Genomic DNA, 16,578 nt, shown 5'->3' with positions numbered 1-16,578 from the left:
GAACTCAATTTAACGCGGCTAACAATTTTCATGTGACTGAATGGCCGTTGTGTGACTCTGCAAAGAAATTCAAGATTGCCGAATTCACCGTTTGAGGCCGTTCCAGGAAGCCAAGGTGGCCCGCGTCCGCAATCTCAAGATAGCGCCCGTTGGGCAGGGCATCTGCGACTTCGGCCCCGAGATGCGGGGGCATCACCAGATCGTCGGCGAATCCGATCACGAGCACCGGAGTGTTGACCGTCCGGTAGGCCGGCCTTCGATCTTCCAGCGGAGCGACGCCATACTGAGCGCGAATTCCCGGTGTCACCTTCGCCGGCCATCTGGTGAACGTGTCGATCCAGTCCCGAGCAGAGCCTTCGTTGTTCAAGGTCTTCGGTGAAAAGTTTTCCAGCAGGCGCAATTTCGCGTCATATGTGGCGGGCAACCGCACACCGGCATCGGCAAGGTCCCGCTCCGCGATACGAAAGAACTCGCGCGTACAGTCATGGCGCCCACGGGTGGCCATCAACGCCGACCGGCTCACCAGTTCAGGCCTGGCCAGCATCAGCTCCTGCGCGATATACGAGCCCATCGACACCGCCACCACCCGGACGGGGGCGATGTCGAGTCGCTCGATCAACTCCGCCGTGTCGGCCACCATCGTCGCCGTGGTGAAGCCGTCGCCGTCCGACGTCGCGCCCACACCCCTGTTGTCGAAGGTGATGACGCGATAGCCCGCGGCGCGGAATGCGGGCACCTGATAAAGATCCCAGGTACGTCCGACACCGCCCTGCCCGGCGATGAACAGCACAGGCTCACCGTCGCCGCGGTCTTCGTAGGCCAGGTTCACCCGTCATCCGCCCACACGGCTGCTCATGCGTCCAGGCGGGCGAACTCGCCCTGCCGGTACTGATCGACGCACGCCGCACGGCGGACCTTTCCGCTTGTGGTGATCGGAATCGAACCGGGCGGCACCAGAACCAGATCTGAGACACCCAGGCTGTGCGTGTTGAAGATCGCCGAGGTCACTTCACGCTTGACGACAGAAAGCGGATCCTCCGGCGCCTCGGGCGACGGCGCCCGCGTCCTGACTTCGACGATGACCACGAGCTTCTCGGTATGGCCGTCCGGGACGGCTATGGCCGCACACCGGCTCCGGCTGATCTCCTGGATCGTCGCCTCGATGTCGTCGGGAGAGTGATTACGCCCGTACACGATCAGCAGATCCTTGATACGACCGATGATGAACAGCTCGTCGTCGAACATGAATCCCGAGTCCCCGGTGCGCAGCCAAGGCCCCTCGGGCGTGCCGTCCGAAGGAGCGACAAGCTTCCCACCGAAGGTTGATTCCGTCTCTTGCGGTCTGCGCCAGTATCCGCTCGCGACATTCTCGCCGTATACCCAGATCTCTCCGACGGTTCCGGCCGGACATTCGGAGCTCGTCTCGGAATCTACGATCCGGATCAGCGGCGATACCGGGACGCCGTAGCTGACCAGAGGCGTGCCGGCTCCGTTCTGGCAGCGCCGCGCAGTGCCCGCGGTCAGCGGTTCGGACTCGAAACGCACGATCGCAGGGGGCTCACCCGATTCGCGAGTGGCGATGTACACCGTGGCTTCGGCCATTCCGTAAGACGGGCGTATCACTTTCCCCGGCAGGTTGAACCGAGCGAAGCGCTGGGTGAAGCGCTCGAGCGTTGCCGGGTGCACACGCTCACTTCCGGTGATGATGACGAGAACGTCCGACAGATCCAGACCGGCCATGTCCTCGTCCGAAGCCTTGCGCACCGCCAGTTCGAATGCGAAGTTCGGTGCGGCCGTGTAGGTACGGCCGTTGGTCGCGAGCATCTGCACCCAACGGGCCGGGCGCTGCAGGAAGGCCACCGGACTCATGAGTACTGCGGGAACGCCCGACAGCACCGGCCCACAGACCCCCAGGTACAGACCCATGTCGTGATAGAAGGGCAGCCACGACACGATGGTCGAACCCTCCGGGACGACGTTTCCGAATTCCGCGAAGTAGCCCGACATCAGCTGCTCGAAATTCACCAGCAGGTTTCGGTGCGACATCATCACTCCGGCCGGGTTCCTCGTCGAGCCCGACGTGTACTGCAAATACGCTGTCTCCGTCACGCTTTCACTCGGGGCTCCATGCGCTGCCGGAGCATCGAAGTCCAACGTGTCGACCTCGACGACCGCCGGAGCGGATCCGCCGGCCGCAGATCCGACGAAATCGCTCACTGCGCCGGAAACCGCGGAAGTGGTGAGGATGACCGTGGGCGCCGCATCCTGGAGCACCGAGCTGACCCGCTCGTCGCTGACGCCACCGAGTGGAACCGCCAAGGGGACGGCGATCAGCCCCGCTTGCAGCGCACCGAAGAAGGCGACGATGTAGTCCAGGCCCTGTGGCGCCAGGATGAGTGCGCGGTCGCCGGGCGCGCCGAACCTCCCGAGTTCCCGCGCAACGCCACCCGCACGCCGATACAGCTGCGCGTACGTCAGGCTCTCGGTTGAGCCTTCCCAATCATTTTCGTAGTCAACAAACGTCATCGCCGTGTCGTCGCCCTGCAGCCCAGCTCGATCCCGCAGCAGCGTCAAAATGGATGCCTCGCCCACGGACGTCAGAGTATCGCGCTAATCGCAACAACATATCCGGAACCATCAGCAAACTATATTTCGATGACCATATGAATCACATCGAGGTCATTCCCCGCCGTCGATCGCTGCGAGCGAAGCCATGGCGCGCGCACAACGATGGCCTCTGATCTTGACAATCAAGGTATTTGCCTGGTGAAGCGCGCGAAGTGCTTGCAATCGGGGGCATCTTCGCGATCGATTGAACGGATTCTGCGACAACATTCCGCAGCGAACCATACTGTTATTGATTACGACCGCCTTGGCGGGCGTTGAGCCCCTAATGGCCGCACCACATAAGCGGTCTAATTCTGCGGCCCGACGCACGAATAGGGGGCATCGAGCCTGACAGCGGCCGGACCGCGGAAAGGCCTGTCGGGAGGAGGGCAATTTGAGCGTCACACCAGTTACTCCGGTTGCGGTCATCGGCATGTCCTGCCGGCTCCCGGGGGGCATCGATTCGCCCGAGCGGTTGTGGGAGGCGTTGATCCGAGGCGATGACCTGGTCACCGAGGTTCCGCCCGACCGTTGGGACGCCGACGAATACTACGATCCGGAACCCGGGGTGCCTGGTCGGTCGGTGTCGAAGTGGGGTGCGTTCCTCGATGACGTCGCCGGATTCGATGCGGAGTTCTTTGGTATCAACGAACGAGAGAGCGCCGCACTCGATCCACAGCACCGGTTGTTGTTGGAGACCGCCTGGGAGGCCATGGAGAATGCCGGCCTCACCCGGGAGGCGTTGTCAGATTCACCGACCGGAGTGTTCGTCGGCCTCACGCACGCCGACTATCAGATGCTCGCTGCCGACGCGCAAGCTCTCGAAGCCGCATATGGCTTCAGCGGCAACAACTTCAGTCTGGCGTCCGGGCGGATCGCTTACGCGCTCGGGCTCCACGGCCCCGCGCTCACCGTGGACACCGCATGTTCCTCGGGTTTGACTGCCGTACATCTGGCGTGCCGCAGCCTGCATGAGGGCGAGAGCGATCTCGCCCTGGCCGGTGGCGCCACCTTGGCTCTGGACCCGCGCAAGTTCGCTTCGGGTTCGGCGGAGGGAATGCTCTCGGCGACCGGGCGCTGTCACGCCTTCGATGCCGCGGCCGACGGGTTCGTGTCCGGAGAGGGCTGCGTCGTCATCCTGCTCAAGCGGCTGCCCGACGCACTGCGTGACGGCGATCGAATCCTGGCCGTCGTGCGTGGCACCGCCGCCAACCAAGACGGTCACACCGTGAACATCGCGACGCCATCGGATGCCGCACAGACCGCGGTGTACCGAGCGGCATTGGCTGCCGCCGGCGTCGATCCCGTCACAGTCGGCATGGTCGAGGCGCACGGCACCGGGACACCGGTGGGCGACCCTATCGAATACTCGAGCCTGGCCAAGGTCTACGGCACTGACGGCCCCTGTGCGCTGGCATCGGTCAAGACCAATTTGGGGCACGCCCAGGCAGCTTCTGGAGCCATCGGCCTGATGAAGGCCGTCCTCGCCGTGCAGCACGGCGAGGTTCCGCAAAACCTGCATTTCACCCGTCTGCCCGAGCAGCTCGCCGCGATCCAGACCAATCTCTTTGTGCCCCAGGAGACCACGCCGTGGTGCACCGACGGGCATCATCCCCGCAGGGCAGCAGTCTCGTCGTACGGGCTGTCGGGGACCAATGTCCACGCCATCCTGGAACAAGCACCGGAACAGCCGGCAGACCCCGCCGCAGTAGGCCGGGAACCCCGATCGGCGACCGAACCCATGTTGTTCCCGTTGTCGTCGACCTCGGCCGACGAACTGCGGAACACGGCCGGCCGGCTGGCGGACTGGGTGCAGGCACATGATGATGTCGCACTACCCGATCTGGCCTACACCCTGGCACGCCGACGGGGGCACCGGCCGGTACGCACCGCCGTCAGTGCGAGCGGCCGACCGGAACTCATCTCGGCCTTGCGCGAGGTCGCCGACAGCGATACCCCGTATCAGCCGGCGGTCGGACGCGACGATCGTGGTCCCGTCTGGGTGTTCTCGGGTCAGGGTTCGCAGTGGGCGGGAATGGGAGCCGAGCTCTTGGCGACCGAACCGGTGTTCGCCGCCACGGTGGCGCAGGCCGAACCGATCATCTTGGCCGAGTCCGGATTCTCGGTGACCGAGGCGATGTCGTCGGCGGACGTCGTCACCGGTCAGGACCGTCTGCAGCCGACGTTGTTCACCATGCAGGTCGCCATGGCCGCCACCATGAAGACACACGGCGTGCACCCCGGTGCGGTCATCGGCCACTCCCTGGGCGAGGGCGCAGCAGCTGTCGTCGCAGGCGCGCTGTCTCTGGATGACGGGCTGCGGCTCATCTGCCGCCGGTCTCGCCTGATGTCCCGCATTGCCGGGAAAGGTGCCACCGCCGCGGTGGAACTACCTGCCAAACAAGTACTTTCCGAGTTGACCGGCCGCGGCATCAACGATGTCGTGGTGGCAGTGGTGGCTTCACCACAGTCGACCGTCATCGCCGGCACCACTCAGACGGTGCGGGATCTGGTCGCCGACTGGGAGAAGCGCGGGGTGATGGCTCGCGAAGTCCCCGTCGACGTGGCCTTCCACTCCCCACAAGTCGAGCCGATCGTCGGCGATCTGGCGGCCGCTCTCGCCGATCTGAAACCCATGACACCCGAGATCCCGTTCTACTCGGCGACGTTGTTCGATCCCCGAGAACAACCGGTGTGCGATGCCGACTACTGGGTGACAAACATGCGCCGGATGGTGCGCTTCGCCACCGCCGTACAAGCCGCGCTGGAGGACGGGCATCGGGTCTTCGCCGAACTGTCGCCACACCCGCTGCTCACCCGTGCCCTCGAGCAGACCGCCGCAGGCCGGGAAACTCCGATGGCCGCGCTGGCCGCGATGCGCAGACAGCAGCCGATGCCGAATGGTCTGCGCGGACTTCTGATCGACGTCCACAGTGCGGGCGCCGCCGTCGACTTCTCGGTGCTCTGCCCGAGCGGTCAACTCGTGGATGCGCCGTTGCCGAGCTGGACGCACCGCCGACTGTGGCTCGACGGCGGTGGTCATGACTCCCCGACCCACGGTGGTTGCACCATCGCGGTCCACCCTCTGCTCGGCGCCAACGTCAGGTTGCACGAAGAACCGGAACGCCATGTCTGGCAGGCCGATGTCGGCACCGCGGCGCAGCCGTGGCTGGCCGACCATCAAATCCGTACTGTCGCGGTACTTCCGGGAGCCGCCTTCTGCGAGATGGCGCTGGCCGCCGCCAAGGCTGTGCTGGGCGAGGGTTCCGAAGTCCGTGACATCCGGTTCGAGCAGGCTCTGCTCCTGGACGAATCGACGGAGGTCGGAGCGTCCGCCTCGGTGTCCTCCCCCGGCGCGGCCACCTTCATCGTCGAGACCGATGAGGAGGGTCAGCACACGCGGCACGCGATCGCGGCCCTGCATACCGCCGTGGATGAGCAACCGCCCGCGTACGACATCACTGCGATCCTCACCGCCCACCCGTGCGAGGACGAAGGCGCCGAGGTCCGTAATCGCGTGGGCCAGCATGGTATTCAGTACGGTCCCGCGTTCACCGGACTGGTCACCGTGCGTACCGGCGAGGCGCATGCCCGCACGGTGCTCGCCGAGGTCGCCCTGCCTCGCTCGATCCGCTCACAACAGGACGCGTACGGCGTGCACCCGGCACTTCTCGATGCGTGCTTCCAATCGGTCGAGGCGCATCCGGAGGTTCAGGCGCTCGGCGGCGACGCTCTGGGACTGCCGTTGGGTGTGCGCCGGCTACGTACCTACGATTCGGCCCGCAGCGCACACTACTGCTACACGCGGCTGGTCAAGGCCGACGCCACCGGCATCGAGGCCGACATCGATGTACTCGACAAGGACGGAGCCGTCCTGCTGACAGTGCAGGGACTTCGCCTGGGCACCGGCGCCTCCTCAAGCGGACACGATGATCAGGTTCTCAGCGAAAGACTGCTGACCGTCGAATGGCGCCAACGGGACCTGCCGGAGGTGGAATACGCCGAAGCCGGATCCTGGCTGCTCATCAATGCCTCCGACGGCCCCGATGCGGTCGCCGACGAACTGAGCAGGATCCTGAAAGAGCGTGGCGCCCAGTGCACCACCATGAGCTGGCCCAATCAACCAGACGACTCGCTGACCTGCGCTCAACTCGGCAATCATCTGCGGGAGGGCCGGTTCACCGCCGTCGTCGTCACGACCTCGCCCAACAATGGCGACCACGCCGACCAGTCACCCCTGTTGGGCCGGGAGTATGTGTGCCATCTGGTGCACATCGCCCGACAGCTACCGGAGATGAGCGGCGAACTACCTCGCCTCTATGTCGTGACCCGCAACGCCCAAACGGTCATCGCCGGGGATGTGGCCAATCTGGACCAGGCTGAGCTCCGTGGCCTGATCCGGGTCATCGGCACCGAACATCCGCACCTGAGCGCCACTCAGATCGACGTCGACGAGGCCACCGACGTGGAGCAGCTGGCACGCCAACTGCTCAGCGGGTCAGAGGAGGATGAAACCGCGTGGCGCAACGGCCGGTGGTACGCCGCACGGCTGTGCCTTGCCCCACTACGCCCCGATGAGCGCCGCACCACCATCGCCCATCTCGAACGCGACCGAATGCGGCTGCAGATCCGTACACCGGGCGACCTGGAGTCGCTGGAACTTGTTGCCTGCGAGCATGTTCCTCCTGGCCCGGGCCAGATAGAGGTCGCGGTCAGTGCATCCAGCATCAACTTCGCCGACGTGCTCGTGGCGTTCGGACGCTACCCCGCCTTCGATGGGGTACTGCCCCAACTCGGCATCGACTTCGCCGGTGTGGTGACCGCGGTCGGACCCGACGTGACCGACCACAAGGTCGGCGATCGGGTCGGTGGCCTGTGCGCCGACGGCTGTTGGGGCACGTTCGTCACCTGCGACGCCCGCCTGGCAGCCACCGTGCCCGCCGGACTGACCGACGCCGAGGCGGCCGCATTGACCATTGCGACCGCCACCGCTTATTACGGGCTCAACGACATGGCCCGGGTCAAATCGGGCGACAAGGTGTTGATCCACTCCGCGACCGGCGGGGTCGGGCAGGCCGCGATGGCCATCGCCCGCGCGGCGGGCGCGGAGATCTTCGCCACCGCCGGTAGCGAGCAGCGCCGACAGCTCTTGCGCGACATGGGTGTTGAGCATGTATATGACTCGCGGACCGTGGAGTTCGCCGAGCAGATCCGCCAGGACACCCAGGGATACGGCGTGGACATCGTGCTGAATTCGGTGACCGGTGCCGCCCAGCGGGCCGGCCTCGAACTGCTGGCATTCGGCGGACGATTCGTGGAGATCGGCAAGCGGGACATCTACGGCGACACCCGGTTGGGGCTCTTCCCCTTCCGGCGCAACCTCTCGTTCTATGCCGTCGACCTGGCGCTGATGTCCGTCAGCCATCCGGACCGGCTCCGGGAATTGCTCGAAACCGTATATCTGCTGACCGCGGAAAGTGATCTGCCCGCACCGGAGGTCACCCACTACCCACTTGCCGACGCCGCCACCGCGATACGCATGATGAGCGGCGCACAACATATCGGCAAGTTGGTCCTCGACATTCCACACACCGGCTCCAGCCGCCTGGTGGTCCCACCGTCACAGGTGCAGGTGTACCGGCCCGATGGCGCCTACATCATCACCGGCGGACTCGGTGGCCTCGGATTGTTCATGGCCGAGAAGATGGCGGCCAACGGATGTGGACGCATCGTGGTGTCCTCTCGCTCGCAGCCGACCGAGCGGGCTTCGGAGATTCTCGAGCGCATCCGGTCGACGGGCGTGGACGTACTCGTGGAGTGCGGCGACATCGCCGAGTTCACCACCGCGGAGCGGTTGGTGGCCGTGGCGACCGCCGACGGGCATCCGGTGCGCGGTGTCTTGCACGCGGCGGGCGTGATCGAGGACGCCGCGCTGACCAACATCACCGACGAGCTGATCGAGAGAGACTGGGCACCAAAGGTTTATGGAGCGTGGAACCTCCACACGGCCACCATGGGCCAGCCTCTGGACTGGTTCTGTTCGTTCTCGTCGGCGGCAGCGCTGATCGGTTCCCCCGGGCAGGGTGCGTACGCGGCTGCCAACAGCTGGCTGGACGCCTTCAGCCTGTGGCGCCGTTCGCAGGGATTGCCGGGCAGCGCGATCGCATGGGGCGCCTGGGGCCAGATCGGGCGTGGCACCGACCTGGCCGAGGGCGCCGGAATCGCCATAGCGCCTGACGAGGGCGCGTATGCGTTCGAGGCCCTGCTACGTCATGACCGTGCCTACACCGGATATGCGCCGATCACGGGAACTCCGTGGTTGAGCGTATTCGCCGAACGCAGCCCGTTCGCCGAAGCATTCCGCTCGACCGGCCAGGCCGCCACGGGCACCGGCAAGTTGCATGCCGAACTCGAGGAGCTGCCCCCGGAAGAATGGCCCGGCAAGTTGCGGCATGTGATCTCCGATCAGGTGGGCGTCATCCTGCGCCGCAGTGTCGACCCGGACCGCCCGCTCTCCGAGTACGGCATGGACTCACTGGGAGCACTCGAACTGCGTACCCGCATCGAGAACGAAACCGGCATTCGGATCTCGGCGACCGGAATCACGACCGTGCGTGGCCTGGCAGACCTGCTGTGCGAAAAGCTGCTGCCCGCGGGGGCTGCGTGAGATGAGGGGCGGCAAGAAGCTGAATCCGGCCGCGTCCAGCAAATACGTGAGCGGCCATCGGTATCGAGGTGCCCGCGGATTCATCCGGCCCGCACCCGACCCCTGCACCGCGTCGGCCGCCGCCTCCGGCGCGCCGCCGGCCTCGGTTTCCGGCAGAACCCGCGCCGATCGACTGTTTCTCACCCCGTTTCCGCGACCACCGACCATGGGTGCACGAAACTAGCTTATTGACAGTGCATTTGGACAAATCAATACCGAAACGGCGGGGAGGATCGGCAGGGTGGCACCGAGATCCGCGGAACCGATACGCGATGAGGGTCAAACCGTTCAGGTTCGCCGACCATGACGTACACAGCCCCGCGCATCCGCGCGGACAGACGAGCCCAAAACTGCTCGTGGTCAGGCGGCAAGAACGCATACAGCAAATAACAGACGAGGTAGGATTCCGGTCATGTGGGGCTCGTTGGTAGTACTGGCACTTTTGACGACCATCAATCCTGTGCGCCTCGGAATCATCCTTCTGGTGCTCTCGCGGCCGCGGCCTGTGCAAAACCTGCTCGCCTACTGGGCGGGCGCAGTGCTGATAGGACTGGCCAGCCTCGTCATTCCACTGTTCGTGCTCCACTCCACTCCGGCCTCGTCCGCCTTCGCGCAGAAGTTTGCGCACCCCACCGCAGACCCGCTCACGCAGCGCATCACCATCGGCATCGGCATAGCTCTGCTGGCCATCGCCGCGATCATGGTGGCCCGCAACGTGCTACGGAAACCTGTCGCCGCAGGTAGTCATCGGAAGTCGGCAGGCGACGGCACCGGCACCACCTCGACGCTCGTAGATGATTCCGGTGCGCCACCGGCGATCACAAGACTGCTGTACTCCACCCCGGGCGATGACGATGCCGATACCAAATCTCGGGGATTGCTCGGTCGCGTACGCGAAGCCTGGCAGAACGGATCCCCGTGGATTCCCTTCGTCATCGGGGTGATCGTGATTCCGCCACTCGACGGACTTCTGTTCGCCCTGGCCATCGTCGTCGCCTCAGGTGCCTCGTTCGAAGTCCAGTTGGTCGCAGTGATCGCCTTCGTCTTCGGCGTACTTCTCGTGGAGGAGTTCATTCTCGTCAGCAACGTGGTCGCGCCGGAGAAAACCCAAGCGGCACTGCGCAAGTTGCACGAATGGGCCAGTGCGCATCGCCAGACGTTCGCGGCGGCCATCTGCGCGGTTGTCGGCGCCTCCTTGGTGCTCCGGGGCGTGGGCGGCCTCTGATCGGCGGGTCGGTATGATCCGGCTGTCCAACGTAGGTTGATCTGTGGGGATGGGATCACATGTCTGCACGCGTCGAGCAGTTGGAGTTTCAGGCGGAGGCACGCCAACTCTTGGACCTGCTGGTTCACTCGGTGTACTCCAACAAGGACTCGTTCCTCCGAGAGCTGATCTCAAATGCCTCGGACGCCTTGGACAAGCTGCGCCTCGAAACGCAGCGGAACAAGGAGCTGACCGCCGACACCTCCGATCTTCACATCGACATCGAGGTGGGGCACGATCCGCGGACACTGACAGTCCGCGACAACGGCATCGGGATGACACACGACGAGGTCGTGGATCTGATCGGCACCCTCGCGAAGTCGGGAACCGCAGAGCTTCGTAAGCAATTGCAAGAGGCCAAGAAGGCGGCGGCCTCAGAGGAATTGATCGGACAATTCGGCGTCGGCTTCTACTCCACGTTCATGGTCGCGGACAAGGTCGAACTGCTCACCCGTAAGGCCGGCGAGAGCGAAGCCACCCGATGGGTGTCGAGCGGCGACGGTACCTACACCATCGAATCCGTCGACGACGCACCGCAGGGCACGTCGGTCACTCTGTACCTGAAACCCGAGGATGTCGAGGATCAACTTCACGACTACACCGCCGAGTGGAAGATCAGAGAGCTCGTCAAGAAGTACTCCGACTTCATCGCCTGGCCGGTCCGGATGGAGGTCGAGCGATCCACGCCGGCGGGCGAAGAGGGCGGGCCGGATACCGTCACCGTCGAAACTCAGACACTGAACTCGATGAAGGCGTTGTGGGCCAAGCCCAAAGATGAGGTTTCCGAAGAGGAGTACCACGAGTTCTACAAACACATCGCCCACGCCTGGGACGATCCGCTCGCCGTCATCCCGATGAAGGGGGAGGGCACCTTCGAGTACCAGGCGTTGTTGTTCATCCCGTCGCACGCGCCGTTCGACCTGTTCACCAGGGACGCCAAGACGGGCGTGCAGCTGTACATCAAGCGGGTCTTCGTCATGGGTGATTGCGAAGAACTCATGCCCAGGTACCTGCGCTTCGTCAAGGGCGTGGTGGATGCACAGGGCATGTCACTCAATGTCTCTCGTGAGATCCTGCAGCAGGATCGGCAGGTTACCGCGATCCGTCGCCGGCTGACGAAGAAGATCCTGTCTACCATCGTGGACCTGCAGTCCGGCAAGCCCGAGGATTACCGCAGCTTCTGGACACAGTTCGGCGCTGTCCTCAAAGAAGGCCTGATGTCTGACCCGGACAACCAGGGCACGCTGCTGAGGATTTCATCGTTTCACTCCACGTTCTCCGGCAGCGACGGCACTGAGGGGCCCACCACCACGCTGGCTGAGTACGTCGAACGCATGAAGGAAGGTCAGGAACAGATCTTCTACGCCACGGGACCGTCGGCGGAGCAGCTTCGGAAGTCGCCGCACCTGGAGGCGTTCAAGGCCCGAGGTTACGAAGTGCTGCTGCTCACCGACCCGGTCGACGAAATCTGGGTGGGCTCGGTACCCGAGTTCGACGGCAAGCGGCTGCAGTCGGTCGCCAAAGGCGAGGTCGATCTCGACTCCGAGGAAGACAAGACCGCGCACGAGGCTGAGCGAGAAGCCCAGAAGCAGGAGTTCGCCGACCTGCTGGCCTGGTTGAAGGAGACTCTGAGCGAACAGGTCTCGGATGTGCGATTGTCCGGTCGATTGATCGAGTCGCCGGCCTGCTTGGTCACCCCCACGTTCGGCATCACACCGTCGCTGGCGCGCATGTATCGCGCCTCCGGGCAAACAATCAGCGCCGGGAAACCCGCACTCGAGCTCAATCCGACGCATCCACTGGTCACCGGCTTGCGACGGGCGTACGAGACGGGCGGTGACGCTGATTACTTGCATCGGTTGGGAGAAACCAGCGAATTGCTGTACGGCACCGCCCTTATAGCTGAAGGTGAAATACCCGAGGACCCGGCCAAATTCGCCGGACTACTCGCCGACCACTTGGCCCGCACCCTGTAAGGCGCTTCATCGCAACCGATTTCGTATCGATTCATCAAAATCGCCGAGTGAAGGGATGCTTGGGCTCGTACCGTACGAGAATGAGCAACGTACTCGATCTGCTCGATCAGACCATGTACGACATGGAGCAGGCCACGGGATCGAAAACTCTGCTGCAGGGTGTCTGGGTGTATGACCGCCCGATCGACATCGACGGTCTAAGGCAGTTCCACCGTCACCTTGAACGTGGTCGGTTGTCTCGCTGTATCGCACGGTCGCCCTTGCCGTTCGGCCGCCACCGCTGGGTGGCACCCGACAAGCTGCCTGAGCTCGAGATCGTCGAGCCGGCCCGCCCGCGTGAAGAATTCGACGCCTGGCTCGACGAACAGGTGAACACCCCACTGGATTGTGAGCACGGTCCCGGCTGGCACCTTGCGGTGCTCCCGTTCACCGACGGCGGCACAGGCGTGAGCCTGGTCGTCTCACACTGCCTCACAGACGGCGTCGGACTGGGGCAGGCGTTGGCCGATGCGGCGTGTGGCCGCGACGACCCGATCAGCTGGCCGTCTACCGCGTCGCGCGGCCGATTACGGGCCGTGCGAGAAGACACCGGCCAGACTGTGCGCGATTTCCCGGCCATCGGCCGTGCCGTCGCCGCCGCAATACGCTTTGGACAACAAGGGCGCAACGGTGCCGAAACAGTCAGACGGCCCACCACTGCATCGCCTGCGCCGCCCCCTGAAGCCGACGAAACCCACCTGCTCCCAACGGCAACGATTTTCGTCGACGCCGAAGAGTGGGATGCCCGCGCGAACGCACTCGGCGGGACTCGGAACACGCTGCTTGTGAGCCTGGCCGCTCGCCTCGCCCAACGAGCCGGACGGGTTGCGGCGGATGGTTCTGTGGTCGTGACGCTACCGGTGAACCAGCGCACTACGGACGACACCCGCGCCAACGCGATCGGAGGCGTCCGCGCCACAGTCGACCCGGCGTCTGCAACGACGGATCTGACTGAGATCCGGGCCGCGGTCAAGCAAGCGCTGATTCGGTTCTCGGAGGAACCCGACCCCCAGCAGGTACTGAATGCGCTGGTGCCCCTCATGTCTGAGCGGGTCCTGAACGCCGCCCGTCGTGCAACCAGGGGCAACCCATTCAATCTCGTCGGCGCGTCGAACGTCGGAGAGATCCATCCCGCCGCCGGCCGGCCAGATGGGACGGATGCCGATTCCTTCGCCATGAGGTTGCACCACACCGGTGTGTCCACGGCGACACTGCACCGGTACGGCGGTGTGCAAACCATGCTTTCCGGAACGATGGACGGACGGATATTCGTCTCGTTGAGTTCCTACCTGCCGGGCCATGCCAATTCGAATGATGAGCTACGCATGCAGCTTTCGACAGCGTTGAATGAGTTCTAGCTCACCGCTCGATAGGTGTCAGTGATCGAAAAGTCCTTCAATGCACTCGAAAGTTCTTGTTTCAAGCTGTCATTGGAGTTGAGGCAGTCTGGCAGGTACGAGATAGCCGAGATGAAGACCTTGCCGTTCACCGTTCCGGAGAGCACAGACTGGATTCCGCCGAGCCGGCGCATTCTCGCCTCGGTCACGCCCAAGTGAAGAACCCTCAGGGCGAAGGAGTCGGCGTCCGTGCCATCGGGTCGACCGACGGCCGGGTTGACCACACGAAGGTTGGAAGAGCCGACTTGGTTGGGTGAGACGACAGTGGTCGCACTGCGGGCAGCCTTGAGAAGCCCCGCAGGTAGAAGTGGGACGATGGCGTTCACTGCCATCTCGTTTTCGGCCCCCTCCCGGTGGCGAATCAGCGTTTGTTTGACCGCCGCCCGGATCTCCCGCAGGTCCGTCGTGGCGAGTTCAGGGTCGACGGTGACGGTGGCATTGCCGATCGCGTTGGCCCGAGTGTCGCCGTCAGCGCGCTCATCGACCGGCATGATCACCTCGACCGAACCGTCCGCAGCAACCCGGCCTGCCCGTTGGGCGAGCCGAGCTGCCAATCCCACGAGTAGCGAGTTGCTGGTTCCGCCGAGTGCGCGTGCGCGGGCGTCCCACTCGTCCGCATCGACCACGACCGTTGCCATTGCGTGTATGACCAATTTGTCGGAACCGGCGGGCGGCGCAGGTGATGTGACGGCCGGTGCGGCGGTACCGCCGGCACCACCGCGGCTGCGTCGGACCAACCGGATGGCGGCGGCGACGGCGCGGCCCATGGCAGGGATGTCGCGCAGGGTTTGGCCGGCGTCCTCGCGGAGGGCGCGCCATCGCCCGCGGGATCCGGCGGCCGGCCAGCTCATCGGGTCGTCGCGGCCGAGCGACGCATCCGTCAGCGCGGTGCTCAAACCGACGCCGTCGGTGAGGAAACGGGAAAGGACAAAACTGACCCCGGTACCGCCGTCGGTGAACGGGAGCACCGCGAGGCGCCATCCGGGACCGCGTTCGCAATCCAATGGGGTGTTGATCTGTTCGTCGAGCCAGTCGTCGAATTCTTCACGCGGGCGGGCCGTCTCCACGATCTCGAGGTCGGGCAACCTGTCGGGCGCTATCCAACGGTGGCGGCCGAACGGCAAGGGTGACCGCTCGATGCAGCGGGATAACCGTCCCCGCTGAAGATGTTCGTGGAAGCGCCGCAGGCCATCGATGTCGATCGGGCGGTCGTACACCCAGATGCACTGCAGTTGGCTGGCACCTCCGACAGCTTGCCCCACGTCAAACATGGTCTGGTCGAGCACATCGAGTACATTGCTCATTTTCAACCGCACTTTCCAAGAGAGCCGAGCAGTTCTAGTTGGTTGCCGATGTCGAGTAAGGCGAATGCAACCCCACAGGCCCATCGAGGATGGAGAATTTACCGCCGATACCAGCCTCGGCTGCGAAATCTAGAAATACGTCCAAGGCCACGTGATCTTCAAATGCGAATCCGGTGCTGTCAAACAGGGTTAGCTCGTGGACTTGGGGCAGGGGTTCGCCAGCCGAACTTGCAATTCCGACCAGGTCCGGCAGGGTGACGTCGATTGCATCCCGTTCAAGAACCTGGCATTCCCCTTCGTTCAATGCTTGGTCCATATGGTCGACACAAATGTACGCCCTGTTCAGCACCGACAACGGCAACTCGGTCTTGCCGGGCTCATCCGACCCAATGGAATTTATATGAAGGTGGGAGGACAGCCTCTCATCCCTCACGACCGGGCCGGCACCCGGACGTACCGATGTTGCGGTAACCAGAATGTCCGCACCCTTGACCACCCCATGCGGATCATCAAAGACCTCAAACTGAGCGGACGTGAAGTTGCAACGATCCTTGAGGGATTCAGCGCACTTTCTGTCGATGTCGTAAACTTGGATCCGCTCCAGGGGGAACGAAACACACAGCGCGTGGATCTGCGTAACGGCCTGCAATCCAGCACCCACGATCGCCGCAGTTCGCGAACCAGGCCGAGCGAGCATCGAACTGGCCACAGCGGTAGCGGCACCGGTACGAATTGCAGTGGGAACAGTGGCATCACAGATCGCGAGCAATTCACCGCTGGAATCACTGTACCTACATATTGCTCCTACGACAGTCGGCAACCGATGTTCGGCATTGTTGTTCGGCTTATAGCTGATTGTTTTCAATGTCATTCCGCGGTTGACTTCGAGATACGGCATGTTCTCGATCACCCCACCGCCGACACACTGGTCGTGCACAAACCCATTTCGAGGTGGGCAGCCTCGCCAACGTTCGCGGGCAACCTCCGAAAACCCGTTCCGCAACCTGTCGATACATGTCCGCATTATCACGTCCATTCCGACCATGTCCACTAGGCGCCTCGTATCGCTATACGAGAGCATTAATGCGTCCACCGTTCCTCCACCCTTGCATGTTTGATGCCTCCGCCTGACTGTCCATCTGAACTTTCATCCGCGTCGGCCTCCCACAGATACATTCCGGTGAGCGATAAGTCGTTCAAAGCGTTTAAAAGGTCTTGTTGCAAACGCTCATTCGTGTTGACTCGACCCGGCAGATAGGAATGGGCCGAGATGAAGACCTTTCCG

The 16,578-nt window shown here is 63.8% G+C and carries 8 protein-coding genes and 1 pseudogene; 4 read left to right on the top strand and 5 right to left on the bottom strand.

Annotated features, from left to right (window positions below; genetic code table 11):
• Window positions 1-28: 28 nt before the first annotated feature.
• Together ACZYZF_RS22665 and ACZYZF_RS22660 are read right to left on the bottom strand one after the other, a co-directional pair.
• A complete protein-coding gene (locus tag ACZYZF_RS22665; protein WP_463746938.1) occupies window positions 29-829 on the bottom strand; it encodes an alpha/beta fold hydrolase in 801 nt (266 codons plus the stop codon).
• A 23-nt stretch (window positions 830-852) separates the two neighbouring features.
• Window positions 853-2,592, bottom strand: coding sequence for an AMP-binding protein (locus ACZYZF_RS22660; RefSeq protein ID WP_463746937.1), 1,740 nt, complete (start codon window positions 2,590-2,592; stop codon window positions 853-855).
• Between the two features lie 409 nt (window positions 2,593-3,001).
• On the opposite strand from ACZYZF_RS22660, the gene pks2 reads away from it, so the two are divergent.
• From pks2 to ACZYZF_RS22640, 4 genes are all read left to right on the top strand, one after another.
• Window positions 3,002-9,274, top strand: a complete 6,273-nt coding sequence (gene pks2 / locus ACZYZF_RS22655) for a sulfolipid-1 biosynthesis phthioceranic/hydroxyphthioceranic acid synthase (protein ID WP_463746936.1) — start codon at window positions 3,002-3,004, stop codon at window positions 9,272-9,274.
• 451 nt (window positions 9,275-9,725) lie between these two features.
• Window positions 9,726-10,538, top strand: coding sequence for a GAP family protein (locus ACZYZF_RS22650; RefSeq protein WP_463746935.1), 813 nt, complete (start codon window positions 9,726-9,728; stop codon window positions 10,536-10,538).
• Window positions 10,539-10,597: 59 nt separating this feature from the next.
• Window positions 10,598-12,553, top strand: coding sequence for a molecular chaperone HtpG (gene htpG / locus ACZYZF_RS22645; protein ID WP_463746934.1), 1,956 nt, complete (start codon window positions 10,598-10,600; stop codon window positions 12,551-12,553).
• A gap of 80 nt (window positions 12,554-12,633) precedes the next feature.
• The gene (locus ACZYZF_RS22640) at window positions 12,634-13,950 is read left to right on the top strand and encodes a WS/DGAT/MGAT family O-acyltransferase (protein ID WP_463746933.1); all 1,317 of its coding nucleotides are present in this window, start codon (window positions 12,634-12,636) and stop codon (window positions 13,948-13,950) included.
• Here ACZYZF_RS22640 and ACZYZF_RS22635 read toward each other — a convergent pair.
• The 3 genes and pseudogenes from ACZYZF_RS22635 to ACZYZF_RS22625 form a co-directional block, all read right to left on the bottom strand.
• Window positions 13,947-15,293, bottom strand: coding sequence for a hypothetical protein (locus ACZYZF_RS22635; protein ID WP_463746932.1), 1,347 nt, complete (start codon window positions 15,291-15,293; stop codon window positions 13,947-13,949). The genes ACZYZF_RS22640 and ACZYZF_RS22635 overlap by 4 nt on opposite strands.
• 34 nt (window positions 15,294-15,327) lie before the next feature.
• Window positions 15,328-16,338: an ornithine cyclodeaminase family protein gene (locus ACZYZF_RS22630; protein WP_463837115.1), complete on the bottom strand. Its 1,011-nt coding sequence runs from the start codon at window positions 16,336-16,338 to the stop codon at window positions 15,328-15,330.
• A 35-nt stretch (window positions 16,339-16,373) separates the two neighbouring features.
• Window positions 16,374-16,578: pseudogene (locus tag ACZYZF_RS22625) on the bottom strand (hypothetical protein); the annotation flags it as partial.

The sequence above is a fragment of the Mycobacterium sp. IDUB_24 genome (assembly GCF_055419385.1).
Note: the sequence above shows the minus strand (reverse complement) of the source record. Positions and strands in the feature narration are given on the sequence as shown.